This window comes from Nitrincola alkalisediminis, from assembly GCF_009821115.1.
GTDB classification, from domain to species: domain Bacteria; phylum Pseudomonadota; class Gammaproteobacteria; order Pseudomonadales; family Balneatricaceae; genus Nitrincola; species Nitrincola alkalisediminis.
Window position 1 is genome coordinate 18,146 of record NZ_VYTY01000007.1, and the last position, 24,235, is coordinate 42,380.

A 24,235-nucleotide genomic window follows, 5' to 3' on the forward strand; every position below is an offset into this window, starting at 1 on the left:
AGCGTCATGAGTCGAATTAACTGGTTTCCTGGCCACATGCATAAAGCCCGCAAAGAAATTGCAGAGGTGATGGATGAGGTCGATGTTGTAATTGAAGTGTTGGATGCGCGTTTGCCGCGCTCTAGCGAAAACCCCTTGGTGGAAACGCTACGCAAGGGTAAGCCAGTGCTTAAGTTGTTGAATAAGCAAGATTTAGCGGACCCAATGGTCACTGATGATTGGTTGGCGTATTTTAATGATCAAGAGGGCATCAAGGCGATTAGTCTTGATCAGGGTGATCATGCGTTAATTAAGCGCATTAGCAGTTTGTGTAAGTCGTTGGTGCCTGCGCGTGCGAAGGCGGATCGGCCAGTACGTGCGATGATCATGGGGATTCCGAATGTGGGGAAGTCCACGTTATTGAATGCCATGATGGGGCGTAAATTGGCGAAGGTGGGCAATGAGCCGGCGATTACGCGTCATCAGAAGCGTTATACAGTGCAGGATGGTATGGCGTTGTCAGATACGCCGGGCATTCTTTGGCCTAAGATTGAGGATATCGATTCGGGTTATCTTTTGGCGGTGAGTGGTGCCATTAAGGACACGGCCATTGAGCATGAGTTGGTGGCGGCGTTTGCGGCTGAGTTTATGGCGAACCATTATGCGGGTCGTTTGATGGGCCGTTATAAGATCACTGATTTGCCTGATACGGCGGATCAAATTTTGGATGAGATCGGTCGAAAGCGTGGTTGTTTGCGACCAGGAGGGGTGGTGGATCGACATAAAGCCTCCGAAATTTTAATTAACGAAATGCGTGGCGGAAAACTGGGTCGTATCAGTTTTGAAACCCCCGCTGAGTGGCAAGAGAAAGAAGAAGCGGCACGATTGGCTGCACTTGAGGCCGCTGAAGAAAACACAGAAGGTAAACTATGACACGCGAAAAGAAACGACGCAGCGCAGTACATCAAGACGAGTTGGTTTTTACCCCTCGCAAGCAGGAGCGCTTGGCTGATCCCGAAAGTTACGAGAGTCGTCGTAGCAAGGCGATCAAGGAGCGTAAGAAGCAGGCTTCAGTGTATGAGAAGGCACGTTTAGAGGCTGAGAAAGAGGCGAAGGCGGCAGCGGCGGGTCGCCGTGGGGCGCATAATACGGGGCCATTGGCGGATAAGATTCGTCGTTTGAATCAGCAAAAACGTAAAGCCGCTGAGCGCGATGCGCAAGCGGCTCCGGATGAGTCTGCTAGCTAAGTACCTGCTGTATCCAGCGTGCCAATTCAGAGGGCGGTAAAGCCCCTGATAGGCGCGCGATTTCTTTTCCCTGCTTAAACATCACTAATGTCGGAATGCTGCGTATCCCAAAACGAGATCCTAGCATGGGTTCGGCTTCGGTATCGACTTTCACACAGCGTAATCCCGGTTCTTCATGTTTGGCTGCTTGTTCAAAGATCGGTGCAAATTGACGACAGGGGCCACACCAGGGTGCCCAGAAGTCGACGAGTACGGGTAAGTCTGCACTGATGTGTGCATCAAAATTCTGGCTGTTGAGATTTAAGGGTTTGCCTTCGAAGAGTGCTTGTTTGCAGGCGCCGCAGTTGGGTGCGTCGTTAAGACGTGAGGCGGGCAGTTTGTTTTTTCGATGGCAGTGGGGGCAGGTGACCACGTAGGCTTCAGACATAGTGTTTCTCAAAATTTGTGGTTAAGACTTACCTTGGTAGGGTGCGTTGGGTGTATTCATGTGCTCTGATATAGGGGTGATGTGGGAAATTACAAGGGTTGGGGTGGAAAGTCTTGCTCATTGGTGGGGCGGATGTTGGGAGGTTTTGGAGCAGGGGGCCGAGGTGTGTCATCACCACTCCAGACACGGCGTGAATCCATCCCTGGAGCCTCACTGTCGCCATCCATGGCGACAGATGGTCTTGAGTGGCGACAACACACCTCTTCCGTTGAGCGTATCGGTGTTTTCTGGATTTTTGATTAGGGTGTGCTTAAATGCATTGGGGGTAGATGCTTGGCCTTTGGTATTGATTATATATTTTGTATGGTTATTTTTGATTAACTGTATTAGGATCAAATGATTGATAGCGTTTTTTTAGGGATGGGTGTTTGATATTTTGTTGGGATATTTGGATGCTGTGATGGATCACGGGTAGGGCGGTAGCGTGGGTTTTTATAAAGCAATCCACGAAGATATCGGTCTTAGTAATATGGGGATTAGCAGACACCAATTGTTTAAAGTGTGCCTGAAAGATCCTGACGAAATGGATACAGCAAGCGCTTCTAGCAGGGTATTTCAGCGTGCGCCGACCTGCACTGACTGGATAAGACACCGAATAAATAGTCCGAAAGGGAAGCAAGTCTATAGTCATCGTATGTCTGTTGTGGAGCCTGTGTTCGATAACATTGGCACTAATAAAAGATCAGTCGTTTTAGACTGCGATGTAAAAGCAAGGTTCAGGGGCAGTGGCAATTGTACTGTTAGGTGCATAATGTAGAGAAGTTAGTGAAATACGGTAGATTTGAGAGAATATGGCAGAAATCAGGATGAGATGGCACCTGAATGAGGGTCTGAAAGGCCAATTGGTTCAGACCTATAAAAGTTAAAGCTAAAAGGCCAGGGTAAATAAGTGATTGCTGATTGAGGTCAGTAATTGAAAATGAGTAATATAGCTCGGGTTCTGCTGGAAAAAACTTGTCAGAATTGGGTTTTTCTTCGGACTCGTTAGGAAGACGTATGTATACACTAGACTGTACTGATAAATTTGGTACGCAAAGGACATTCACTTACAACTCTGATGAAGATACCCTGCGGCACGAGACAACTTATACGGTGTACTCAGACCCTATGCCTCCATCCAATGAGTTTTTCCAGCTCACGGTAAAAGAGGTGGGAGGCGAGCTCCAGATAATTGCGATGTACCACAATCGTGAGCCTGCATATATAGCGAAGGGCATACCGGAAGCGCTTATAGTCGATATCGTAAGAAATACCGGAAAGACTGTAAGATCGAGCCCCGTGCAGGGAAACCCCGGCGAATTTCGAACATGTGATGCAACAAAAGTATGGGATCGTCTTGTAAGTAAGGGGCAAGCAACTTACTCGCAAAACGAAGATGTATATCGAACCTCCTAACAAGCTTTAAGGGTAAGATTGCCGACCAAGACATGATTAGCTTTCAAGGCTATCGACAGAATTGCCGAGATTGCCCATTAAAGCATCAGTGCCTGCGCCGGGTGAATCAAACGGATGGACGCCAAGTGAGCTTTGCACTGAGTGATCGCAAAGCTGCACCGGGGCTTATTGAGAAAATGAAGCAAAAGATAGACAGCCCGATGGGGCGGTATATTTACAGTCAGCGATTGGGCACGGTAGACCCCGTGTTTGGTAATCTAGAAAGCAACAAGGGACTGAATCGATTTACCTTAAGGGGCAAAACCAAAGTCAATACGCAGTGGTTAATGTACTGCATGGTGCACAATATCGAGAAAATAGCGACACAGGGATAACAATGAGATGAAGTACAAGAATTGCGGATAAAGTAACCTTGAGCCCATCAGTTATTGAGTGTAGGTTGTTTGAATAGATGATTCAGATCATCGATTTGGGCGGTAAATAAAGATTATAGTAAAGCGCGAGCTGTTGATGCTGTTGATGCTGGGGATTTTGATTTCAAAATGTCTAATCCGACAGGCTCGTTAGCATTGCGAGTTACCCACTAATTCCGAAGTGTCATGTAGGGGAATAAAAATATGAGCAATATCAATAGGCATGGCCTGCCTCGTAACATCCCCTCTAAGGTTAAAGTAGCTGTTCGCCAAAATAGTCGATTTGGATGTGTTATTTGCAGATCTGCAATATATACTTATGAGCATATTGATCCACCATTTGTCGATGCTAAATCCCACGATCCTTCCAAAATGGCGTTGCTCTGCCCTACTTGTCACACTTTAGTTACCAAAGGGAGAATCCCAAAAGAGCATGTTTCTGAAAAATATAGTTCGATTCAAAACTCTTCCTTCGTAAAGCGCCCCTCAGATCAGGAGTTCTTTATTCACTATGGGAAAGAATTATCTGTAAGTCTAGGTTCAAGTGAGTTCAAAGAGTTTAGGTCAATTATAAATATCGATGGTGTAGACGTTCTTTCATATCAAAAGTCTAGTGAAACAGATGCCTATTCAGTATCGGGCATTTTTTATGACCAGCTTGGGAAAGAGTTATTTAGAATTGTTAACAATGAGTGGATTGGGCCGATTGATGTCTGGGATGTTGAGCAAGTAGGGTGTCGTTTGACAATCAAAAGCTCACCCCAAAGAGTTCTTTTCGAAGCTATAAAGGATAATAATAAATCTGAATTATCCATTATCAAGCTTGATATGTATTTCCCTCCATTTCATGTTTTTATTGACTCAGGGCGTTTTTTAGTTGGTCAATATGGGGAAGATATAAATGAGTCAGCTTATTTTGAAATTGATGGAACCTTTAGTCATGGTGACTGCGCCCTTTATTTGGATTCTAAAAGGTCTTCGCAACTAAAACCGTCTGAAGTAAGGATGGTGGGAGGTAAAGGCGCATGGGTAGAGGGTACCGGTATATGGATCGGTTATGGATCAGGTCAAATGCAGCTTAGACGAATCCAATTTTTTAATAATCGCTGTAAAATCGGAGCGCGGAACGTTATAAAAAAATCTATAGAGCCGAGAGCTGATCAAAACTATTTTGTGGTAGGAAGTCTTGATGTTCGTGTGATTGATCACCCTCTATGGATAGAGCAGGAATACTTTATAAACGGTCAAAAACTTACCTCTAAACCCTTTTCGTGGGGAAAAATTGATGAACCCCATGGTAAGAGTATAGAGTTATTCCATATATCTCGCTCTGAACCCGAAGATTTAGCTATAAACCCAGGTTTCATCGGATTCTATGCTGACGATATTTTATCGAAAGAATGGTCGGACCGTGTTTTTGAAGTAGAGGTTGAAGAGTGTGGTGAGGATGGTAATTATACTCGACGAGTTAAACGTGCTGATGTAGGAAATAGACGAATTATAAACGCATTTAACCCGGGCACTGGAAAACCGTTTCATCCACAGGAGTTTGCTGGAACTTGCCCTTGGAAAGAAGCAAAGTAGCGTAAAAGTACATGAACAACTGCTAATGCAATGCACGCGACTATCGCGTGATTGCGGCATTCAGGCTGTAGAAAAACCTCTCCATCTATGCTTTGTTAAGACTTTCAGGAAACGGAGCCTCTGGGATGGCAAAGTTCAAGCATTACGACTACAACCAGATGTCGATGGTGTTGATTCACTACCTAGAACAGATCCAACCTGGCACGTTTGAATTTGCACTGCATTACCTGATCTCTGAAAAACTCGACCTATCGGCTTTTCAAAAGCCCTATAAAAATGATGCTGAAGGTCGTCCAGCATACGACCCTGCGATACTGCTCAAAATTATATTATTTGCTTACACAAAGGGCATTACCTCCAGCCGTGAGATCCAGTGGTGCTGCGAAACGAATATCATCTTCAAAGCCTTATCTTGCGACACCGTGCCGCACTTCACCACGATTGCTCACTTTGTCAGTAGCCGAGCTCAGGCAATAGAAGCCTTATTTGAACAAGTGCTACTCATCTGTGATCAACAAGGATTGTTGGGTCATGAGCTCTTTGCCATTGATGGTTGTAAGATGCGCTCTAATGCATCCAAGGAATGGTCTGGCACCTTTAAAGAACTGGAACAGAAGCGTCACAAGCTCAAGCGCTTGATCCAGTATCATCTCAGTGAGCATCAAGAAAAAGATACCTGTGAAAGTGAAGAATCACTGGAACGTCATAATCGTAAGACTAAAACCATTCAAACACTGAATGCTGCTGCCAATAAGATCGATGCTTTTTTAAAGCAGAACCAGCCAAGGATGGGTAAAGGCAAGCGCAGTAAGGAAGTGAAGAGCAATATCACTGATCCAGAGTCAGCCAAGATGACGATTGCACTTAATGATCAGCGTGCGCCGACCTATACTGACTGGATGAAGCACCGAGTGGATAGTCCTAAAGGGAAGCAAATTTATAGCCATCGAATGTCTGTTGTGGAGCCTGTGTTCGGCAATATTGGCACCAATAAAGGACTCAGCCGTTTTAGCTTACGAGGTAAAAACAAGGTACAGGGTCAGTGGCAATTGTACTGTTTGGTGCATAATGTAGAGAAGTTAGCGAAATACGGTGAATTGAGCGGATGAGGCGGAAATCAGGATGAGATGGCTTCTGAATGAGGCTCTGAAGGGGCAATTGCTTAAGGTATGTAAAAGTAAAAGCTAAAAGGCAGATTAAATACGTGATTGCTGACTGAAGTCAGCGATTGAAAATGAATAATATAGATCGGGCTCTGGCGGAAAAACTCGTCGAGATTATGTTTTTCTACAGGCTCATTAAGCATACAGGGGTGAATGTATGAGCGACCTAGTCAGGCAGCTAAATCTTTTTAGAAATGAAATTGATAAAGCAATCATGTCGTACAGTGCTTGGCACTCATTCCATGATTTAGCTTCTTCAGATAGAAGTGCATACTCTGCTTTTAATAGAAATGCCGCATACTGGAACATTAGTCAATATACACTACAAATGAGCTACTATGTGGCCTTAGGTAGAGTATTCGACTGTAATGAAAAATCTATTTCGATATTCAAGCTTGTAAGGTCCTGTAAAAAGAACATAAACGATTTTTCTAAAGCATCTCTAGCTGTTAGAAAAGGCTCTGAGCTATGGACTGAAGAATATAAAGCTAATGTTTACACTCCGTCATTAAGAGACTTTGAAAATATAAGGTTAAAAGTAAAGGCAGTAAAACAGCTCTTTGATGACAAGATACAGCCAGTAAGGCACAAGGTATTTGCACATTTAAATGATGATACCGTTGATAACACAAAAGATCTATTTGCAAAAATAACGATTTCTGAATTAGAAGGGGTCTTACACTTTCTAGACCAGCTATATAGATACATATGGGAGCTTTATTATAATGGAAGGCTTATTGATATCGATGACGGGGTTTTTTCCATGAATGACAGGGTTTCGTCTGATTTACAAAAAATATCTGAAAATTTAAAAAATGCTTAACAAAGCGTTCAACTTCGGCCAGCAAGCTGACCGGGACCACCAAAACGCTGTGCGATTTTCCGGCTGGTTAACGCGGCGTTGAGACTGTCGGATTAGTCCCAGAGCCCTTGGCTCACGTAGTAAATAAAGGCTAGAATCCGTTAACTAAACGTTACCTCAGAGGTGGCAAGGGGTGGCGCGGTATAAACACTACGATTACAACCAAACCAATCAGTTCCGTAAACGTGATCCAAGATTTGCAGACTCGATCACTTTCAATGAAGCCAAGGCTCAACGCCGTAAAGAGCGTGGTGGTCAGGTAGCGAAGCGCTTACGGCCGATTTACAGTCAGCGATTGGGCACGGTAGAATCCGTGTTTGGCAATCTGTAAAGTACAAAGGATTGAATCGATTCACCTTAAGGGGTAAAACCAAGGTCAATCCGCAGTGGTTAATGTACTGCATGGTACACAATATTGAAAAAATAGCGACACAGAGGCAACAACAAGGTGGAGCTCAAGAGTTGCGGATAAAGTAACCTTGAATCCATCAGTTATTGAGTGTAGGTTGTTTGAATAGGTGATTCAGATCATCGATTTGGGCGGTAAATAAAGATTATAGTAAAGGGCGGGCTGTTGATGCTGGGTATTTTGATTTCAAAATGTGTAATTCGACAGGCTCGTTAGTTGGATCTAATTTGTCCGCACTCCAATCATAATATTTGTGTGTAAATAGGGATTGAAATGTCAAACGAAACACGAACAGAATTTGTTAATCGAGTTATGGGTCTCTCATTTCAATCAACTCAAGGTAAATACTCATATTGTAATGACTCAAAAAAGCAGATTCTTTTTAGTTTGAATGCAGAAAATGGGGATGTGATTTTAAGTCCTTCATGGTCGAGAAATGGTTATTCACACTCTTTAAAACATATATATAAAATAATAAATGATGGATACGATCTTTTAGTTTTTGAGACTAAAACTAAGAAGAATAAAAAAGGTGAGACATTAGCCAATGGATTTAATCCATTAATAGAAAAAAGAAAATTGGTAGTTGAGGGCGATATTTTTAAAGCTGTTAAAATAGAAGTTACCCAAAGTAAAGAAACTACTGGAAGTGGAAGCTCGATTTTTGAGGGAGCAAAAAAAACTATAACAGTTAATGCATATGAAAGAGACCCTCAAGCACGTCAGGCTTGTTTAGATGAATTTGGGTACCTCTGCAAGATTTGTGGGTTTGACTTTGAAAAAACCTATGGTGAACGTGGCAAGGAGTTTATCCATGTTCATCACATAGTGCCATTATCAGAAATAAAAAAGGAATATAAAGTTGATCCAGTTCAGGATCTAATTCCAGTATGTCCAAATTGCCATTCAATGTTACACCGAAAAGGACATACTATTACACCTGACGAATTGAAATCTATTATATTTAACAAGTCCTGCTAACACATATGAGCCTCTCCGGAGTCAATAGATAAAACCGCTCTTCTGGCCGCGTTAGCGGCCAGTTTGTTATCCATCAGCAAGATAGACTGCTTCATCTGTCATCATGGTTGCTAGGCGATAGCCTGCAACAAACACATATCGGGGCTCTCTTATCTCATGCTCAATGAGCGCCTGCTGATTTCAGCTTCCGTACTGGTAGCAGGGGCACCACGCCTACAAGGATGTAGGCGATAGAGCGACGCAGGAAGCCAAAGCCGGGACATTCATCGGTTAACCTGTTGCTGGCACTATTCAAGGTGACGGGCTTAAAGCCAGTTAGTTTCAGGCTCAGTACAGGTGCAAACCATCTTGCTGATGGTAGTGCGCGGCGGCAAGGTGTCTAATCAAACGATCTGGCTACGGCTGTGTGCCAGAAGATAGGTGATTGAGCTTATAGTAACCCAATCTTCATTTGAGCATCAGCCAGGGTGTTCCAGTTAGACGTTCAGCTCACCTTGCCCCACGACTTAACCAGTTAGGAAACGTTTTTCATCGAACACCTTTTGATTTTTCAGCATGTAGTACACGCAGCGACCAATCTTATGCGCTAGGGCGGAGAGTGCTTTGGCTTTGCTCATGCGTTTTTGTAGTTTTAAACAGGTAATTTTTTGCTTTTTCGTTACCGCGCAGGTACAGCACAGCAATTTCGCCAAAGGCCCACTTCAGATGCGCATTGCCAATTTTATTGCCTTGGGTGCCGTAGCTCTTGCCTGCTGATTCCGCTTTACACTTAATAAGCCGACTGTACGACGCAAAGTCCTGTACCGTGCTAAAACGGCCAATGTCACCGACTTCGTACAGGATAGTCAGTGCCAGAATGCGACCAATGCCAGGGAAGCTGGTGAGGATGTGGTAATCTCGACCGTTGTGGTGCTTGGCATGCTTTTCAATAAAGCACTCAATTGAGCTGAGTTCATGGCGGTAAAACGCGATGATGTTTAAGTCCAGGTCAATATTGCGTTGCACGAACACATCATCAAAGCAGTTCCGCATTGCTTCCCGAGCGCAAGGGTATTTTAGATCCAGGTTATTCGGTGGCAAATTGTATTGGCTGGTGGTGTTTTTTACATGCGCTTTTAAATCGGCACCATGCCGAACGATACGGGTACGACGACGGAGTAAGTCACGAGCAGCACGCATCTCGGGTGGATACACATAAGCCAACGGAAAATTGCCACCACGAATAAGATGAGCGATCTTATAGCTTATAGGAGTCAATGCGATCATTTTTGGCTTTGCCGCCATGGATAGCCTTCATGTAAAGCGCATGGCCCAGAATAAAGTCGATGCCATGTTGAGCACAGAAATCGCTAACCCAGTACCAGCAGTGCATGCATTCAACACCGACAACAATGTTGCCGATATAGGGCGTTAATAAGTTCAGTAAGGGTTCTGGTCGTGCTTTGATTTCGCGGTGCAGGATGGTTTCACCGGTTTCATCCAGAATGCACACGTGTAAAGACCGTGCATGTAAATCTATTCCACAATAATACGAATGTTGTGTAGTATAAAATCTCATTGGGTCTTCTCCTTTTGGTTTCGTCGCCTTTCAGCTTAGCCAATCTGGCTAGGCTGAGGGAGAAGGCTCAATGAGTATCAAGCGCAGGCACAGGGACAAAATTTCCGCTGCGCTCGTGTGTCATGACGAAAGGCTAACCCCTTTCTTGCTGTATTAAAGATGAGGGCAGGCCCCTCGGTTCCGGCAACCAGATGCAGGAATCAAACCGCCCTATGCGGCATGTATTAAGAGTGCATGTCGTGAGCGATAGGGAAAAAGGCAGTATGATTAACTGTCAGGTAAGTTCAGAAGAGATGAACGAAAGTGAACCGTCGATGAAGTGTCGATATGTAAAAAATGTTGTCGAAACTGGGAAATTAGCGTCTTCCCAGGACGAGTACAGACGTGAGCTGGAAACGGGCTGTGCGGCAACCGGCATAGAGGCGGCATGAATTCTGAGCAGGCTTTAGTATGGAACATGAGAACCTGTGGCTCTGATGATAAGGGAGACGCACAAGTGGAGACCCAACGAGGTCAGAGTACCGATGCAGAGCGCAGGGGCGGACTGCTGCGTAGTAGAGAGTCAAAGCAAACTGAGGAGGAAGGGGAACTGCTGCCGGATTAATAAGTGCTGAGTGGCGTTCAGTAGGCAGTTATAGATGCGGTTGCTCTGCTGTATAGCCGCCCTATTTGTTCTATTTAGCGATCAAGAGTGAGTAAGCGCATTATACACGTTGATTGGTACTGAGTGCGTGATTTACACGCGTGAATATATAACTGAAGATCCGGATGCGATATTCCGCAGATCCGGATCTGCGTGGGGCTGCTCAGTAAAGGGTTGTTCTACCACGATTACCGAATATTACTGATTAAGATATGGAAGATACGATACTTAAATTACTAAAGCGTCTCATGCTCGTTGTAATCGGATCAGGTTTGCTGGGCAACGCTTTATACATACACGGGCTTTCATACTATGAAGGCTACATTGATCGATTTGGTTTTGAATATGGTTTTTTTCCATTACCAAGCTCTGATGTTCTGTTCTGGACTTACTCTGCAAGCAGAGAGCTAGGGGCTTCATCAATAATTGCAATTGCAAAATTTAAGTTGCCGATATTTTTAACAATATTAGGATCGGTTTATCTTCTTTCAAGAATTTGGATGGAATCTTCGGGTCAAAGCAAGAAGATAAAAATACAGGCGCCTAGAAAACACAATATAAAATTATATAAAAAATATATAGTATGAGAGAAAATAATAAAGCAATTTTTTATCTTTTTTATGTGCCATTACGGTGGCTTATCCTTAAAGAGCAGTCCCTGATGGCTTTTGTTGCATCGTACTTTTCTTTAATTGTTTTGTTCTTCATCCCCATATTTCTCTTCATTTGGGTTTATTTTCCAATGATAGGGGTAGAGCATGGCAGAAGTGTCGCTGAATCACGTATAAAATATTACAAAGAGAACCTTTGTGGTAATGAAGATAATTATTGGAGCGCTTGTATGGATTTATCCACCTCGCACATCAGCTCATATAAAACTCCAGAAGTTGTCAGTGGCCGTCTTATATTTCGGAGTGGTAATTTTCTGGGATTATACACAAAAGGTGGGCCTGTAACGATGTCTATGCCAGATAATTTTTATCATTTATCTAGTGCCAATGATCGTTACAAAGGTAACGTGGAAAAACGTATACCAAGTCAATCCAGTTCGCCTGCTGAGGAATGCAGGCCGGACTGTTGATGCCGCATTTTATATAAGCGTGTGTGCTAGGCATGGCAGTTAACTAGCGAGGTGAAAGTCCTCGTACTAGGTATTCGCAGAGCCGAAGGTTAGCCAAAGGGCAAGGTTATGGTCGTGAGGTCGTGGGCGGAGGAGGCTCAAGGCAAAATCGCAGATTTTGGTGAAGCGCATCTTGAATGGTTGAAGTGCTACGGCGATGTTGAGAATGGAATTCCGAGTCACAATACGATTGCCTGCGTGATCGCAAGGTTGAATCCGAGTCAGATGCAAACATGTTTTTCTGAATGGATGAAAAGCTGCCATACATTAATAGAAGGCAGCATTATTGCGATTGATGGAAAGACGCTTCGTAACTCTTACGACAAGAGTCGTCGACACGGTGCAATCCATATGATTAGTGCATTTTGTATTGAAAGTAGTATGATGATTGAACAACTGAAAAACAGCGGAAAAAAGCAATGAGATAACGGTGATTCCAGAGTTGTTAAAATTGTTAGAAATCCGAGGATGCCTTTTGACACTTGATGCGTTTAGCTGTAAATTCGATAATTTAAGTGATAAATTTCAAGCTTTTTTACAATTTTGGTGTCCTAAATACGCTCCTGATTTCGTCAAAAAATTCTTTGGGGGCTGGTTTTAGTGAATGTTTTATTTCTGATGTTCTTGATTTTTTATCCATAAAGCAAATAAAAATAAAATTTTTTAATATGGTTTGATTCAGGATTTTCTATTGGATTGTTGATGAAGTGACTTGATAGATAAATAAAATAATGAAAGAGCTTAATATACCTTTATATAAAAAAGATCGTTTTGGCTACCTAAAAAATTTAGCGTTGCTTATTATAGTAGCCTGCTTGGTAGTTCGGCCTAACTCAATTTTCGGTGCTATTGTTGCATCCATATTAATTGTCCCTATGTTTTTGTTTTGGCTTAGCTTCTCTTCATGGTGGTTTAGGAGGTTTTCTGGTAGTAAGCTAATGGGGATGTTGTTTTATTTTTTAATTTTTTTATTTATTATGTTTATATATGAATTCGCGATTCCATTTTTAAATCCTTACATAGAGAGTTTTTTTTGAAGAGGTAGAGTTGGTTTTATTATGCTGTTTTGGATATTTTATGCTTATTATTGCTTTATATAATATGTAGCTGATGTCTCAATTTCCTCCATTTTTTATTCAAATTAAGCGATTTATTTTAATTTTTATTCCACTCAATTAATAATGCCGATTATGTCTTTTTAGCTGATCATGGAGGGCTAACACTACATGAAATTAAAACCATTTTTGCTAATTACATTGCTTTGTGTGTTTTGCTTAATCTTAGGTGCAAGTTACACTCTTGGCTTTAAAACATTATCTGTCTCGTCTGATTTGAGTTGCAGGGCTATTTGTGGTTTAGGATTGCTTTTCTCTCATTTCTTTGGCCCCCAAATAGGCAATTATATTGTTGGTCTTATCTGGTCAGCAATCGGTTTGTCTTTGTTTGGGTTTGCATATCGTTTTTCTCGATAGCTTCACTTATCAGTAATTCCAAAGCGACCCTAATATTATTATCTAATCGTTTTGGATACTACCCGCACCGAAATGACATATTGGGCCGGAGGCCTCCTCCTGAAGAAATCGAATTTCAAAACCATCCAAACTCAAACGTTTAAACTACTCTAGTACCTTCGACACCTCACATTGCACCCCAATCCATTGAACCAAGGCAAGTATATGAGGATCTTCCATTCGAGCTTCAGAAACTCTTAACCAGTAACTGGCAGGTGACATCACCCTTTCACAGGGGGCGATGAGTCGACCCGATTTCAAGTTATCCTGTACAAGTGAGAGGCGAGCCATTGCAACGCCGAGGCCTGCAGCGGCGGCTTCAATGGCCATATCAACACGGTTAAAGTAGTAATGATCCGCATTTTGAAGTGGCTGGATTTGCATTTGCGTAAGCCAAACGTTCCATTCGCTATGTCGATCAGCATTCGCCCAAGCTTCGGTATCATGGAGGAAGGCAATGTCTTGCCAAGCCTCTGCTGCAGTCCAATCCCGGTTGCCGCGATAATGGGGTGACATAACGGGAAGTAAATATTCATTCATCATAAACCTTACGTTATGTTCACTCGCTCGATGGCTTGGGCTGTAGTCGATGGCGATATCGTAGTCTAAAGGTGCATCGTCTAAGACACTGAGCGCCGCGAGCACTTCGACCCTAATGAAGGGATGAGTTCGATGAAACTCGGTTAAGCGAGGTATCAGCCAATGAAGTGCAAAGGAGGGCGTGGCTTTAAGGCGAATGATACGTTCGGTGTCCCGAGTCTTAACAGAGTCGACCGCAAGGGCGAGTGTGTTAAGCGGTTGAACAATGTTTGCGAATAGGGTTTCTCCGGTTGCTGTCATTTTGAGCGAGCGAGCACTGCGAACAAACAAAGGCGAACCTATTTCTTCTTCCAGCTTACGAATTTGTTGACTGATGGCCCCTGTGGTCACACAAAGCTCATCAGCTGCGCGCGAAAAGCTCATTAAACGTCCCACCACCTCAAAAATTCTTAATGCGGTTAGGGTTCTGGCGTTTAACATTCAATTGGCTCCAAAAATTCCTAGCTCATCAGTGTGCGTTGAGTTCTTGTGACAATATCCTTGTGTTTAGAAAAACTAAAGATAGGTTTAATAACTATCGTTTGATGGTCGCGTTAAATCAAGCAATACTTGGCGTATTAACTCTATAAATACAGGTCAGTATTCATGATTAACCTCTCAATAACCCAAGAACAACAAAGCCAGATCAGGCAAGGACAACCATTACTCTGGCTAAACCCAAAGTATCAAGAGCCTTCCTCTGCACCTGCAAAGCCCGATGTGCTAGAGATGTATGAAGCGCAAGCACGTTTAGCGCGTTTTGCGCCTGTATTATGTCAGTTGTTTCCTGAGCTTGCCGTTAGTGATGGGATTATTGAGTCTCCATTGTTGTTGGTGCCTCATTTACATCAGGTAATAACGCCCATGGGTGCTCGCACTTTGATTAAAGCCGATCATGGTTTGCCAGTCGCTGGCTCGATAAAAGCGCGAGGCGGTATTCATGAGGTGCTGTGTTTTGCTGAACAGTTGGCGCTAGAACATCAAGTTCTAAAAGATATCCATGACGATTATCAAAAAGTACTGCAGCCAGAGGTTCGGTCGCTTTTCGGTCAGTATGAAATAGCGGTGGGTAGCACGGGAAATCTTGGGCTTAGTATTGGCATTATTGGGGCGGCACTTGGTTTTCAGGCCACCGTGCATATGTCGGTAGATGCAAAAGAGTGGAAAAAAGACCGTTTGCGTAAGCGCGGTGTGAAAGTGGTTGAGCACGATGCAGACTATGGCGCTGCGGTTGCAGCGGGACGAGCGGAGGCGGAGGCGAACCCGCGCAGTTATTTTGTGGATGATGAGAACTCACCGAGATTATTTATGGGATACGCAGTGGCCGCATTACGCTTAAAGGCACAGCTGGAGGAGCAACAGATTGCGGTTGACTCGGATCATCCTTTATTCGTCTATCTTCCAGCGGGTGTGGGTGGTGCGCCAGGTGGAATTACCTTTGGTTTGAAAGCGATGTTTGGTGAGCATGTGCATTGCTTTTTTGCTGAACCCGTTCAGGCTCCTTGTATGTTATTGGGTATGGCGGGTAGGCCAGGAGCGGAGCCAGTGAGTGTGTACGAGTTTGATTTAACGATTGATACTGAAGCGGATGGTTTAGCTGTAGGTCAGGCGTCTCAGTGGGTTTGTGATGCGATTCGAGATCAGTTGGCAGGGGTCTATACAGCGGAGGATGCTGCTTTGTACCAGCATTTACTTCAATTGAAAAAGCTGGAAAACATCGAGGTGGAGCCGTCAGCGGCGATTGGATGCTTAGGGCCTCAGATGCTGAATACGCCAGAGGGTAGGGCATGGATTCGGAACCATCAATTGGAGGAAGTAATGGACAAGAGTACGCATTTGATTTGGACAACGGGTGGATCTTTTGTTCCGAAGGAAGAATATCAGGCGTTTATTGATAAAGCGATCCGTTGTGTTTGATGCTTGCAGAGCCATCCCTTATCCTAGGGTAGCGCTAGGTGTTGTGTCATCATAATGCTGGGTGATATATGGGCTTTTTGAATATTTCGGTAATTTTGGCTTTTGATAGGGGTGTTTAATGCTAGGGAAATGCTTGTGTGGTCAAACCGTATTTGAATTGGATTTGCCAAAAGTTAGAGCTTATCAATGTCATTGCACTTTGTGCCGAGCCCAGAGTGGAACTTCTTCAAATTTGGGTACGATAGTCCCGGAGGCAAAATTCTCGTGGGTGTCAGGTCGCAGTCATATTAAGAGTTGGGTCAAGGAGTCGGGTTTTACATCCGATTTCTGTAGCAATTGTGGCTCACCGGTTCCCAATATGCTTCGAGGAATGCCTTATTACTGGGTTCCGGTTGGTGCGCTCATCGATGCCGCTTCTGTCGAGGTTATTGCGCATCTTTGTACAAGCTCAAAAGCGACTTGGGATTCGATTGCGGATAACGCGGTGCAGTATGCGGATCTACCCGATATAAAAACCTTTATTAATGAGTTAAATGCAGAGTGAGAAGCGAAAGGCGTTATTATAAACGGATTGGGGTCTAGGATGAGTTATATTTTTTTGGCATATATGCACCTTGCCACGGTTGTGCCTGCATTTTTGCTAGGGACGTTTTTATTGTTAGACAGAAAAGGCACGTCGAAGCATAGAGCGCTAGGAAAGGTCTATATGTTGCTCATGCTGTCAACTGCGTTCATTACGCTGTTTATGACCGCACAGGTTGGCCCGACATTATTGAGTCATTTTGGCTTTATACATTTATTCAGTTTTGTGGTGCTCTATTCGGTACCTGCGGCATTTTTTGCGGCGCGCAATAATGATTATAGAGCGCATCAATATAATATGATTGGTGTCTATGTCGGTGGTATTCTGATTGCGGGCGGGTTTGCGTTTGCGCCGGGTCGGCTTTTGCATACTTGGTTGTTCTAGAGTGGTGCTGGGTTTTGATTGTTTGCAAGAGTAGGGCGATGTCGCTGCTTTTGTAAACTTTGGTTGAACTATCTGACTGTTAATTGTTAAGATTTCCGCTTTATAACAAGGAAGCCGTCGTTGCTTCATGGATGAACGTCACATTTTGCTGAGCCAAACGGCCATCAGCCTTGTTCTTCTATGAGCATCAGTCCTGCTAAACAGTAGGTTACATTGATGTTTTCACAAAAATCTTCATGCGTTAATACTCCCTCATCCAATGAGGTCATGTTATGACCCCCTTTGTTAGCCATTGCTATGCCTCACGAGGGGCGGAACAGGTGGGCCTGATTGCCGCAGCGCTTTGCTTGGAGCGAAAGGATTATGAGGTGCTGGTCATAGATGCCCTGAGTACGAAGGGGTATCAGTTTTTCTGGTCCGATTCGGTGTTGCCGGCAGCCTCTTGGGTAAAGCAATATCCAGATCAAGCTGCATATGCTGCGGCATTGGTGCGCTCACTAAGTGATGGGCAGCAGCGTGTTGCGCTGGGTGTGATGACAAGGCTGGCGGGTTCGGGTGATGCAGCAGAGCAAGATAAAAACTGGCTTCAGATCGAAGAGCTCGGCTCCATCACTCCCTTGGATGCGCAATTCGGTGTTCATCCGAAGAAAAATGTCCCTGATGCACTGCGCGAGGCGCTGTTCGGTCACAGTGATCCGACTGAGGCCGATTCTGTCGAGTTTGGTGATGAAGTCCCGCCGCTGGTCACTTATGCAGTGCTAGATGCCGCCAAAATGCCTTATTTGCTAACCAGTTTGCTGGAAGACTCGGGTCTTCGGCATCAGTCTTTGTTTCAGGGTAAAGCACAAGAAGATCTGGCCGAGTACGCACCCTACTTAGTCGAGCTAGCCGAGGACAACGATTTTACTCGTCGTCTGTTTACTGGCCCTGATGGCGTGTGTGGTCTTTGGGACAAGGAACTCGGTATTTTTCTGCGTTCGAGGGCTGGGTTTGATGCGGTACGTAAGCATCTGCGTAAATTTACAAAGGTGCAGGATGAAGATGGGAAGTGGTTTTATTTCAGGTTTTGGGAGGGGGCGTGCCTGCGTGGCTTTTGTGAAAGGCTTGATCATCAAATGGCCAGCAATATGTTATCGCTAAATGGCAGCCCAATAATCATCCTAGCCGCACTGCGCCAGAGTGTTTACAGATTAAGTCTGAAGTCTTTGGCGGAGGCTCGACCGTTCGTGTTGTCTGGAGCTTTGCTACAAGACCTGCGTAAAGCACGTGCAGAGGCTTTCCTATGCGAAACTCTGGCTTGGATGAAATCTCACTATGCTGATCTTCCGACAGATGACGAAATAATGGCGTCGTTTAGGTGCGAATTGCCGTACCTTGAGAGCCATGCCATACGGTCTGCCTATGCTATTCGTTACGCTCTGGCCGGTTTTGTTTTGCTTGGAGCTCGATACGAACCCTTTGATGAGCAAATGCGGAAAACACTTGAACAAAGCGACCGCGATGATGCTAGACGTGCAGAGGACTTTTTACGGATGGTCCAGACACAAATAAGGTCAAGCCTATGACGACTCAAGAGATACTTCCTCCCAATGATGCTTCTCGACAGGATTTTGATGCGGTGGTCGCACCCTGTTCGGGCGAGCTCACGGTTTCACTCCATTATGGCAACGATGCGGATACCCTGCTGCCATATATGCGCGACAGCAAAGTGCTGATCGGGGGTGAAGTTACAGTGAAAATTTCTGGCCCGATTCGGCGAGAGGAGACTACAAACACCGGAGAAGTTACGTTTTCCAATATCCCGTGTGGACACTACATGATCGAAACTCTGTTTACGGGAACGGATGCGCTGGTGGAGAGAGCTTTGCTAGAGGTCGGTAGTACGAGGTGGGCTTTCATCGAAAAGGTGAAGTCCTTTGACGGTAAAATGTCGATGAGGCGTGGAACCAACAAGTGCAATTTTTTTGTCTACGATATGATTGAGCAAGTGTATGGCAGCTCCCCAGCCTATACTTATGCGCGTCGGTTGAGTTGGCTTAGGGGGGATAATACTGTCCCGGCATTGGCGCGTCATTGGGCTGAAGAAAATAACTCCGAATCCGATCCAACACCTGAGTGGCACAACATCCAATTTCGGAACGGGCGCAATCCTGTATCGCCAGGATCAATTCTGGCGATTGAATCGGAAAGTGCTTTGGCATCCGGTCATGTTGGCATTATCGCATATCCAAAGGGCGGCATTGGACTTGCGCAAGTGACTAACGCCTGTCATCACACTGTTGTGATTATGCAGGGTAGGACGATTTCGGCTAATAGTGAAGATGTAGTTAATAATGACTGGGGCTTCCGTACGAGTGTAAATGACGGTCAAAACAGCATAAATTACCCATCGGCAGGAGTTGAAGTAAAGATTGAGGAGGGCGAGTGAGTAAAAAGATACTTATCGTGCTTGTGATGGGATTGTTGATTGTCCTGTCTGGCATGCTATGGAACATAACACGAGATCACAGTATCAGGAAGGTAGAGATGGAATATGAAGAGTTTAAGGTCTTGGCGGAGCAGCATTTTGATACAATATACCCGGATATTTGGTTCAGTCCACCAAGCACCGATTTTTTTCAGGAGATCAGGCAAAACCCTTCAGGGTGGAGCTTTCTGGTTCGACAGCTTGTCGCTGACCCATCGGTTGCACTTGGCGTAAAAGCAGGGGCCTCTGCTGCCATGCTTGACTTGCCGCCTGATCAACTGGCGGAATTTTTGGAGTTTCTGCTGACATTGGCATATTCCGATCAAAATATAATGCGTATCGCTAGTTCAGTTGCATTTAACAGCCTCCGAGGAGCGCAGGGTATTCTCCCAGGCATGCTCCCAGATGGCAGTATCTTTGATCATTCACATCGCCCAGCGGTGCGGCGTGTATTGCAACGCATGTGGGAGCATCCTGCTTTCCCGCAAACGATCCGCGAAGGTGATAACGATTTGACGGATCTCTTCAGAGGGCGGTGATAAAAGGCGCGAGCCGTTCGCTATCGTTTAACTCACGATTTTAGAAGCGAACCCTATCAAACATTAACAGGTATAGTTACGTAAGGCGAAAGATGTTATTCATATCTGGGAGTTAAAAATGGTCAAAAGATTAGTGTGTTTATGGATTTTACTTCTCTGCAGTACCGGACTTCATGCGACCGAGTTTGACTCGAACACTGTGTCAGTGAGGGTTGTAGGTTCGGGGCATGATATTATTTTAGTCAATGGGCTGGCCTCTGCACCTGAGGTGTGGGATACCACTGTCGATCAGCTTCAGTCCCGTTATAGAGTTCATATTGTGACGATCAAAGGCTTTGCCGGAAGCAAAGCACCGTCTTCAGTGCCTGAACATTATTTAGACGCTTTACGTGATGACCTCCTTGGCTATATTGAGCATGCTCGATTGGATTCACCGTCGCTGATCGGGCACTCAATGGGCGGGCTTTTGGCTTTAATGGTTGGCAGTGCCAATCCAGATGCCGTGAGTAAGGTTGTGGTGGTGGATGCGTTGCCTTTTTTTAGTTTGCTATTCAATGCCCAAGCGACGTCGGCACAAGTGGCTCCATTTGCGATGAGTTTAGAGCAGCAGTTTCTGGCAATGAGTGCAACGGAGTATGAAGCCTATGTCCGTCAGGCTGCAGGGGTAATGGTTAAGTCCACGGAGGGAGTTGAAAAAATTGTGACTTGGGCCAACACCACGAATCGTGCTATTTATGCTCAATTGTCCCGAGAGGTAATCGCCTATGATGCCAGAAATCTATTGGGTCAAATTACAGCTCCTGTCTATGTTCTGTTTGCCTATGACCAGACCATGCCAATAACGGCAGAGAAACTGGCGAGTCTTTATCAATCGGCTTACGCCCAAGCCAGTACAGCCAATCTAATGCAAATTGATGATGCCTATCACTTTATTATGTGGGATCAGCCAGAGGGTTTCTTGGCGTTTTTGGAAGGTGTTTTGTAGGCGGCTTGAGTTCGTCGGCGTATAGTGATTCACCGGATTGGTGATGGTGCAATTACCAATCAATCGTTCACAAGGGCAAGGTTTGACGTTTAGGAGAGCATTTACGTGATAAGAGAAATGACCAAATCGGATTTCGAGGCATTCTGGCCTTGTTTTGAGACCGTTATTCAAGCGCAAGAAACCTATGCCTTCGATCCAAAAATGAGTTTCGAGGAGGCTTATGAGCTTTGGTGCATAATGCCAATGAAGACGTTTGTGTTTGAAGAAAATCAGCAGATACTGGGCTCTTACTATATTAAGCCGAACGCGATGGGGCCCGGTAATCATGTGTGCAATTGTGGCTATATGGTAACCGAAGCCGCGCGTGGCAAAGGGATTGCCAAACGGCTCTGTGAGCATTCCCAAGACCAGGCGATGACGTTAGGCTTTGAAGCTATGCAATTCAACGCAGTTGTTTCGAGCAATGAAGTGGCGGTACAGCTCTGGCAAAAATTGGGTTTTAAGATTATCGGAACAATTCCAAGAGCTTATCGCCATGGAAAATTGGGGCATGTTGATAGTTACATCATGTACAAAGCGTTACGGGCTTGAGTGGGATTAAATTTAGCAAAGCGGGTAGGGAGTCTGTGGCTACAATAATCCTGACATGGTTTGTTTGTATATGGTGCCGAACCCTAAAATACTGTGCTTTAATGTCAAAGGGTGTGATGCAAGCAGGGACCCTCTGAACGTCGATGTTATAGGGCATTTTCTCTTAAAATAAGGAACGCAATGGAAAGGCCGACAAAGGAGCAGATCCGAGACTTACCTATTTATGAGGGTCTTGGGCAGGACAACATCATCGTTGTGGCAAACAAGATAGATGCTGAACGTGCAGTAGCAGAGTTAAAAAAGCACGCTTGTGTAGGGTTCGACACAGAGAGTAAACCCTGTTTTAAAAAGGGAGAGGTAAGTGATGGGCCTCACCTGATCCAAATTGCCACAGAAACGACAGCGTATTTATTCCCTACTAAATTCCATGAAAATATGGCTGTTCTCAAGGAAATATTATCCAATCCTGAAATAAAGAAGGTGGGTTTTGGATTAAAGGAAGACAGAAAGCTTCTTTTCCGAAAGTATGGAATAACCTTAATCAACGTAGAAGAGCTGTCTTCAAAAGTGATGCGATATGTGAATGTAAAGCAACAGGTTGGTGCTAGAGTCGCGGTGGCTATGTTGTTTAATCAACGACTCACCAAGAGTGCGCAAAGATCAAACTGGGCAATATATCCGCTGAATGAGCATCAGATAAAATACGCAGCGAATGATGCACATTCAGCGTTAAGGGTGGAGCTGGAAATGGAAAAGCAGCATGAACAATTATAACTGTTTTGTTAGGAGAGGGGTTTGTATACGTTAGCAAGGGCAATTTTTCCTGCCGACTTAAAAGATGTGCTTGATTTGTATCATGAATATATTGATAGCACTTCAGTTGATCTTTCTTTTCAGGGTAATGACGAGGAGTTTGGCCAGTTGACTGAGAAGTACAGTGCTGACGAGTCCAAAATATTTCTGTTGAGAATAGATGGGCACCCTGTTGGCTGCGCTGCATTTCGAAAGTTGGATGACGCTACATGTGAAATGAAGCGGGTGTATATTAGACCAAGTGCTCGTGGCAGGCAGTTAGGTGCTAAGTTGGTTGAGAGAATATTGCATGAAGCGATCAGTAGCGGCTATAAGAAAATATGCCTTGATGTGCTGCCTGAGTTCAAGACTGCCTTGAGATTATATAAGTCGTATGGGTTCGTGCAACATCCACCTGTGACAAGTAATCCAGTTCCTGGGACAGAGTTCTTGGGATTGGATTTAGAGACTTTTTTGGGTGTTTAAGGTAATCAGCAGGTAATAAAGCCATCTGCGGTTAAAAGAGGAGTTTGTCATGTACAACAGTGTTCTTGAGTTCTGGTTTGAAGACATTGATCCAAAGATGTGGTGGGTTGCTGACTCGGACTTTGATGAGCAGATCAAAACGCGGTTTGGCGCGCTTCTGACGCAAGCATCGCAAGGTGAGCTGTACACATGGCGGAAAGAGGTGAAAGGGCGTCTAGCGGAAATTATTGTGTTAGATCAGTTTTCAAGAAACATTTACCGTAATACTCCGGCTGCGTTTTCACAAGATGCGATGGCATTGGTTCTAGCTCAGGAGGCAGTGGCTGCGGGTTTGCATGAGCAGCTTTCGGAAACAGAACGGGCCTTTTTGTTGCTTCCGTACATGCACAGTGAGTCGGCGCTCATTCATGTCGAGGCGGAGCGTTTGTACCGAGAGTATGCACCGGCTGAAAACTATCAATTCGAACTCAAGCATAAGGTGATCATCGATCGTTTTGGACGCTATCCGCATCGTAATCAGATCCTGGGCCGGGAATCTACGTCTGAAGAAATCGAGTTTTTGAAACAGCCGGGCTCGAGTTTTTGAGCCTAGTGATTGCCGACAGCATGAGGCAGCAGCACAGTCCCTAATACCCTTTCTGCAACAGACTGTCTTATCATGCGGAAAGGCTCGTTTTCATCTGATCAAGTGGGGCGTCCGGCATCTATGGCCTTGTCTTCGCTTTGCGCAGCCAAGGCCTATCATCTAGATCCGATTCAGCAGTTCCGTTTTTTTAGAATGATATTCATCTTCGGAAATGGCACCTGCGTCTCTGAGCTTGGCCAGTTTTTCAATCAGTTGCAGGATGTCATCCACTGAGGAGAAAGACGAGCTGTTCGGGGCATTTTTAGGCTATCACCAACCATGAGTATTTGCCCAAGTAAAGTGCATGCTTTGTTCTTGGGCAAATAAGACTGTGGGGATTCGTTACGCCTTAACGCGTGCCTTGTACTCACCTGTACGGGTATCAATCGAGACAGAGTCGCCGATTTCACAGAAAGCAGATACTTGAATCTCAGTGCCGTTGGCAAGTTTTGCAGTTTTCATCACTTTACCTGAGGTGTCGCCACGAACAGCAGGCTCAGTGTAGACGATTTCACGAACAATCGTGTTAGGAAGGGTTACAGAGATAACTTTGCCTTCGTAGAATACAGCTTCGCAGACATCTTCCATGCCGTCGATGATGTAATCCATCACGCCTTCAAGGTCTTCTTTATCAATTTCGTACTGCTCGTAGTCTGTGTCCATAAACACATAGCGAGGGTCTGCAAAGTAAGAGTAGGTGACTTCTTTGCGCTCAAGAATGATGTCATCAAACTTCTCATCGGCTTTGTACACTGACTCTGTCGCAATACCGGACAGTAGGTTTTTCAGTTTCATTTTAACAACTGCTGAGTTGCGGCCAGATTTACTGAATTCGGCTTTTAGGATGACCCAGGGTGAGCCGCTGATGCTGATAACGTTTCCAGCGCGCAGTTCTTGAGCTGTTTTCATGGTTGACTCTCAACGTAATGGATAAA

The 24,235-nt window shown here is 44.7% G+C and carries 30 protein-coding genes and 2 pseudogenes; 27 read left to right on the forward strand and 5 right to left on the reverse strand.

The features are described from left to right. Positions 1-6: 6 nt before the first annotated feature. Positions 7-912 carry a ribosome biogenesis GTPase YlqF gene (ylqF, locus tag F5971_RS11620; protein ID WP_193495044.1) on the forward strand — a complete coding sequence of 302 codons (906 nt, stop codon included), beginning with the start codon at positions 7-9 and terminating at the stop codon, positions 910-912. Beyond that, on the forward strand, positions 909-1,226 hold the full coding sequence (locus F5971_RS11625; RefSeq protein WP_193495045.1) for a hypothetical protein: 318 nt from the start codon (positions 909-911) through the stop codon (positions 1,224-1,226). The genes ylqF and F5971_RS11625 overlap by 4 nt, the downstream gene beginning before the upstream one ends. Here F5971_RS11625 and trxC read toward each other — a convergent pair. Beyond that, positions 1,219-1,653 carry a thioredoxin TrxC gene (gene trxC, locus F5971_RS11630; protein WP_036509976.1) on the reverse strand — a complete coding sequence of 145 codons (435 nt, stop codon included), beginning with the start codon at positions 1,651-1,653 and terminating at the stop codon, positions 1,219-1,221. The genes F5971_RS11625 and trxC overlap by 8 nt on opposite strands. A gap of 81 nt (positions 1,654-1,734) precedes the next feature. On the opposite strand from trxC, the gene F5971_RS11635 reads away from it, so the two are divergent. The 8 genes from F5971_RS11635 to F5971_RS11675 all read left to right on the forward strand — a co-directional run bounded on the left by F5971_RS11635 (position 1,735) and on the right by F5971_RS11675 (position 8,520). Next, positions 1,735-1,956, forward strand: coding sequence for a hypothetical protein (locus F5971_RS11635; RefSeq protein ID WP_193495046.1), 222 nt, complete (start codon positions 1,735-1,737; stop codon positions 1,954-1,956). Between the two features lie 1,184 nt (positions 1,957-3,140). Next, on the forward strand, positions 3,141-3,482 hold the full coding sequence (locus F5971_RS11645) for a transposase (RefSeq protein WP_193495047.1): 342 nt from the start codon (positions 3,141-3,143) through the stop codon (positions 3,480-3,482). Between the two features lie 243 nt (positions 3,483-3,725). Continuing rightward, the gene (locus F5971_RS11650) at positions 3,726-5,105 is read left to right on the forward strand and encodes an HNH endonuclease signature motif containing protein (RefSeq protein ID WP_193495048.1); all 1,380 of its coding nucleotides are present in this window, start codon (positions 3,726-3,728) and stop codon (positions 5,103-5,105) included. 125 nt (positions 5,106-5,230) lie between these two features. Beyond that, positions 5,231-6,214 carry a transposase gene (locus F5971_RS11655; RefSeq protein WP_193495049.1) on the forward strand — a complete coding sequence of 328 codons (984 nt, stop codon included), beginning with the start codon at positions 5,231-5,233 and terminating at the stop codon, positions 6,212-6,214. Between the two features lie 211 nt (positions 6,215-6,425). Further along, the gene (locus F5971_RS11660) at positions 6,426-7,091 is read left to right on the forward strand and encodes an AbiU2 domain-containing protein (RefSeq protein ID WP_193495050.1); all 666 of its coding nucleotides are present in this window, start codon (positions 6,426-6,428) and stop codon (positions 7,089-7,091) included. Between the two features lie 172 nt (positions 7,092-7,263). Beyond that, a complete protein-coding gene (locus tag F5971_RS18550; protein ID WP_193495051.1) occupies positions 7,264-7,461 on the forward strand; it encodes a hypothetical protein in 198 nt (65 codons plus the stop codon). 11 nt (positions 7,462-7,472) lie between these two features. After that, a complete protein-coding gene (locus F5971_RS11670) occupies positions 7,473-7,607 on the forward strand; it encodes a transposase (protein WP_193495052.1) in 135 nt (44 codons plus the stop codon). Between the two features lie 205 nt (positions 7,608-7,812). After that, a complete protein-coding gene (locus F5971_RS11675; RefSeq protein ID WP_193495053.1) occupies positions 7,813-8,520 on the forward strand; it encodes an HNH endonuclease in 708 nt (235 codons plus the stop codon). Between the two features lie 506 nt (positions 8,521-9,026). Here the strand turns inward: F5971_RS11675 and F5971_RS11680 are convergent. Beyond that, positions 9,027-10,078 (reverse strand): annotated as a pseudogene (locus F5971_RS11680) (IS110 family RNA-guided transposase). 239 nt (positions 10,079-10,317) lie between these two features. Between F5971_RS11680 and F5971_RS11685 the strand changes: the two are divergent. From F5971_RS11685 to F5971_RS18690, 6 genes and pseudogenes are all read left to right on the forward strand, one after another. Then, entirely contained in the window at positions 10,318-10,509 is a 192-nt protein-coding gene (locus tag F5971_RS11685) for a hypothetical protein (RefSeq protein WP_193495054.1), read from the forward strand. After that, a complete protein-coding gene (locus F5971_RS11690; protein ID WP_193495055.1) occupies positions 10,506-10,682 on the forward strand; it encodes a hypothetical protein in 177 nt (58 codons plus the stop codon). Before F5971_RS11685 ends, F5971_RS11690 begins: the two co-directional genes overlap by 4 nt. A gap of 251 nt (positions 10,683-10,933) precedes the next feature. Next, a complete protein-coding gene (locus F5971_RS11695) occupies positions 10,934-11,308 on the forward strand; it encodes a hypothetical protein (RefSeq protein ID WP_193495056.1) in 375 nt (124 codons plus the stop codon). Beyond that, positions 11,305-11,802 (forward strand): hypothetical protein, encoded by a 498-nt coding sequence (locus F5971_RS11700; protein ID WP_193495057.1) that lies wholly within the window; start codon positions 11,305-11,307, stop codon positions 11,800-11,802. The genes F5971_RS11695 and F5971_RS11700 overlap by 4 nt, the downstream gene beginning before the upstream one ends. A gap of 144 nt (positions 11,803-11,946) precedes the next feature. Then, positions 11,947-12,349 (forward strand): annotated as a pseudogene (locus F5971_RS11705) (ISAs1 family transposase); the annotation flags it as partial. 840 nt (positions 12,350-13,189) lie between these two features. Continuing rightward, a complete protein-coding gene (locus tag F5971_RS18690; protein ID WP_281348321.1) occupies positions 13,190-13,456 on the forward strand; it encodes a DUF924 family protein in 267 nt (88 codons plus the stop codon). A gap of 1 nt (position 13,457) precedes the next feature. On the opposite strand, the gene F5971_RS11715 is transcribed toward F5971_RS18690, so the two are convergent. Then, positions 13,458-14,372: a LysR substrate-binding domain-containing protein gene (locus F5971_RS11715; protein ID WP_193495060.1), complete on the reverse strand. Its 915-nt coding sequence runs from the start codon at positions 14,370-14,372 to the stop codon at positions 13,458-13,460. Between the two features lie 165 nt (positions 14,373-14,537). Between F5971_RS11715 and dsdA the strand changes: the two genes are divergently transcribed. The 11 genes from dsdA to F5971_RS11770 all read left to right on the forward strand — a co-directional run bounded on the left by dsdA (position 14,538) and on the right by F5971_RS11770 (position 23,261). Next, the gene (dsdA, locus tag F5971_RS11720; RefSeq protein ID WP_193495061.1) at positions 14,538-15,848 is read left to right on the forward strand and encodes a D-serine ammonia-lyase; all 1,311 of its coding nucleotides are present in this window, start codon (positions 14,538-14,540) and stop codon (positions 15,846-15,848) included. A 118-nt stretch (positions 15,849-15,966) separates the two neighbouring features. Beyond that, positions 15,967-16,392: a GFA family protein gene (locus F5971_RS11725; RefSeq protein WP_112157827.1), complete on the forward strand. Its 426-nt coding sequence runs from the start codon at positions 15,967-15,969 to the stop codon at positions 16,390-16,392. Positions 16,393-16,431: 39 nt separating this feature from the next. Continuing rightward, positions 16,432-16,815, forward strand: coding sequence for a DUF2306 domain-containing protein (locus F5971_RS11730; RefSeq protein ID WP_193495062.1), 384 nt, complete (start codon positions 16,432-16,434; stop codon positions 16,813-16,815). A gap of 272 nt (positions 16,816-17,087) precedes the next feature. Next, positions 17,088-18,380 carry a DUF4123 domain-containing protein gene (locus F5971_RS11735; protein WP_193495063.1) on the forward strand — a complete coding sequence of 431 codons (1,293 nt, stop codon included), beginning with the start codon at positions 17,088-17,090 and terminating at the stop codon, positions 18,378-18,380. 53 nt (positions 18,381-18,433) lie between these two features. Continuing rightward, positions 18,434-19,243 carry a hypothetical protein gene (locus F5971_RS11740; RefSeq protein WP_193495064.1) on the forward strand — a complete coding sequence of 270 codons (810 nt, stop codon included), beginning with the start codon at positions 18,434-18,436 and terminating at the stop codon, positions 19,241-19,243. Continuing rightward, positions 19,240-19,821 (forward strand): hypothetical protein, encoded by a 582-nt coding sequence (locus tag F5971_RS11745; protein WP_193495065.1) that lies wholly within the window; start codon positions 19,240-19,242, stop codon positions 19,819-19,821. Before F5971_RS11740 ends, F5971_RS11745 begins: the two co-directional genes overlap by 4 nt. A 118-nt stretch (positions 19,822-19,939) precedes the next feature. Beyond that, a complete protein-coding gene (locus F5971_RS11750) occupies positions 19,940-20,806 on the forward strand; it encodes an alpha/beta fold hydrolase (RefSeq protein ID WP_193495066.1) in 867 nt (288 codons plus the stop codon). 117 nt (positions 20,807-20,923) lie between these two features. After that, complete coding sequence (locus tag F5971_RS11755) at positions 20,924-21,397, forward strand: GNAT family N-acetyltransferase (RefSeq protein WP_202806834.1); 474 nt, start codon at positions 20,924-20,926, stop codon at positions 21,395-21,397. 180 nt (positions 21,398-21,577) lie between these two features. Continuing rightward, positions 21,578-22,171: a 3'-5' exonuclease gene (locus tag F5971_RS11760; RefSeq protein ID WP_193495067.1), complete on the forward strand. Its 594-nt coding sequence runs from the start codon at positions 21,578-21,580 to the stop codon at positions 22,169-22,171. A gap of 21 nt (positions 22,172-22,192) precedes the next feature. Beyond that, on the forward strand, positions 22,193-22,675 hold the full coding sequence (locus F5971_RS11765) for a GNAT family N-acetyltransferase (protein ID WP_193495068.1): 483 nt from the start codon (positions 22,193-22,195) through the stop codon (positions 22,673-22,675). A 49-nt stretch (positions 22,676-22,724) separates the two neighbouring features. Next, complete coding sequence (locus tag F5971_RS11770; RefSeq protein WP_036510020.1) at positions 22,725-23,261, forward strand: DUF924 family protein; 537 nt, start codon at positions 22,725-22,727, stop codon at positions 23,259-23,261. Between the two features lie 159 nt (positions 23,262-23,420). Here F5971_RS11770 and F5971_RS11775 read toward each other — a convergent pair whose 3' ends face one another. Together F5971_RS11775 and efp are read right to left on the reverse strand one after the other, a co-directional pair. Continuing rightward, entirely contained in the window at positions 23,421-23,531 is a 111-nt protein-coding gene (locus F5971_RS11775; protein ID WP_081763781.1) for an SHOCT domain-containing protein, read from the reverse strand. A gap of 111 nt (positions 23,532-23,642) precedes the next feature. Next, entirely contained in the window at positions 23,643-24,209 is a 567-nt protein-coding gene (efp, locus tag F5971_RS11780) for an elongation factor P (RefSeq protein WP_036510025.1), read from the reverse strand. Positions 24,210-24,235: the final 26 nt, after the last annotated feature.

What these genes read in the sequence shown, in the direction of transcription:
- ylqF (WP_193495044.1), top strand. Translation starts at nt 7, where the DNA reads ATGAGTCGAATTAACTGGTTTCCTGGCCACATGCATAAAGCCCGCAAA.
- F5971_RS11625 (WP_193495045.1), top strand. Translation starts at nt 909, where the DNA reads ATGACACGCGAAAAGAAACGACGCAGCGCAGTACATCAAGACGAGTTG.
- trxC (WP_036509976.1), bottom strand. Translation starts at nt 1,653, where the DNA reads ATGTCTGAAGCCTACGTGGTCACCTGCCCCCACTGCCATCGAAAAAAC.
- F5971_RS11645 (WP_193495047.1), top strand. Translation starts at nt 3,141, where the DNA reads ATGATTAGCTTTCAAGGCTATCGACAGAATTGCCGAGATTGCCCATTA.
- F5971_RS11650 (WP_193495048.1), top strand. Translation starts at nt 3,726, where the DNA reads ATGAGCAATATCAATAGGCATGGCCTGCCTCGTAACATCCCCTCTAAG.
- F5971_RS11655 (WP_193495049.1), top strand. Translation starts at nt 5,231, where the DNA reads ATGGCAAAGTTCAAGCATTACGACTACAACCAGATGTCGATGGTGTTG.
- F5971_RS11660 (WP_193495050.1), top strand. Translation starts at nt 6,426, where the DNA reads ATGAGCGACCTAGTCAGGCAGCTAAATCTTTTTAGAAATGAAATTGAT.
- F5971_RS11675 (WP_193495053.1), top strand. Translation starts at nt 7,813, where the DNA reads ATGTCAAACGAAACACGAACAGAATTTGTTAATCGAGTTATGGGTCTC.
- F5971_RS11690 (WP_193495055.1), top strand. Translation starts at nt 10,506, where the DNA reads ATGAATTCTGAGCAGGCTTTAGTATGGAACATGAGAACCTGTGGCTCT.
- F5971_RS11695 (WP_193495056.1), top strand. Translation starts at nt 10,934, where the DNA reads ATGGAAGATACGATACTTAAATTACTAAAGCGTCTCATGCTCGTTGTA.
- F5971_RS11700 (WP_193495057.1), top strand. Translation starts at nt 11,305, where the DNA reads ATGAGAGAAAATAATAAAGCAATTTTTTATCTTTTTTATGTGCCATTA.
- F5971_RS11715 (WP_193495060.1), bottom strand. Translation starts at nt 14,372, where the DNA reads ATGTTAAACGCCAGAACCCTAACCGCATTAAGAATTTTTGAGGTGGTG.
- dsdA (WP_193495061.1), top strand. Translation starts at nt 14,538, where the DNA reads ATGATTAACCTCTCAATAACCCAAGAACAACAAAGCCAGATCAGGCAA.
- F5971_RS11725 (WP_112157827.1), top strand. Translation starts at nt 15,967, where the DNA reads ATGCTAGGGAAATGCTTGTGTGGTCAAACCGTATTTGAATTGGATTTG.
- F5971_RS11730 (WP_193495062.1), top strand. Translation starts at nt 16,432, where the DNA reads ATGAGTTATATTTTTTTGGCATATATGCACCTTGCCACGGTTGTGCCT.
- F5971_RS11735 (WP_193495063.1), top strand. Translation starts at nt 17,088, where the DNA reads ATGACCCCCTTTGTTAGCCATTGCTATGCCTCACGAGGGGCGGAACAG.
- F5971_RS11750 (WP_193495066.1), top strand. Translation starts at nt 19,940, where the DNA reads ATGGTCAAAAGATTAGTGTGTTTATGGATTTTACTTCTCTGCAGTACC.
- F5971_RS11755 (WP_202806834.1), top strand. Translation starts at nt 20,924, where the DNA reads ATGACCAAATCGGATTTCGAGGCATTCTGGCCTTGTTTTGAGACCGTT.
- F5971_RS11760 (WP_193495067.1), top strand. Translation starts at nt 21,578, where the DNA reads ATGGAAAGGCCGACAAAGGAGCAGATCCGAGACTTACCTATTTATGAG.
- F5971_RS11770 (WP_036510020.1), top strand. Translation starts at nt 22,725, where the DNA reads ATGTACAACAGTGTTCTTGAGTTCTGGTTTGAAGACATTGATCCAAAG.
- efp (WP_036510025.1), bottom strand. Translation starts at nt 24,209, where the DNA reads ATGAAAACAGCTCAAGAACTGCGCGCTGGAAACGTTATCAGCATCAGC.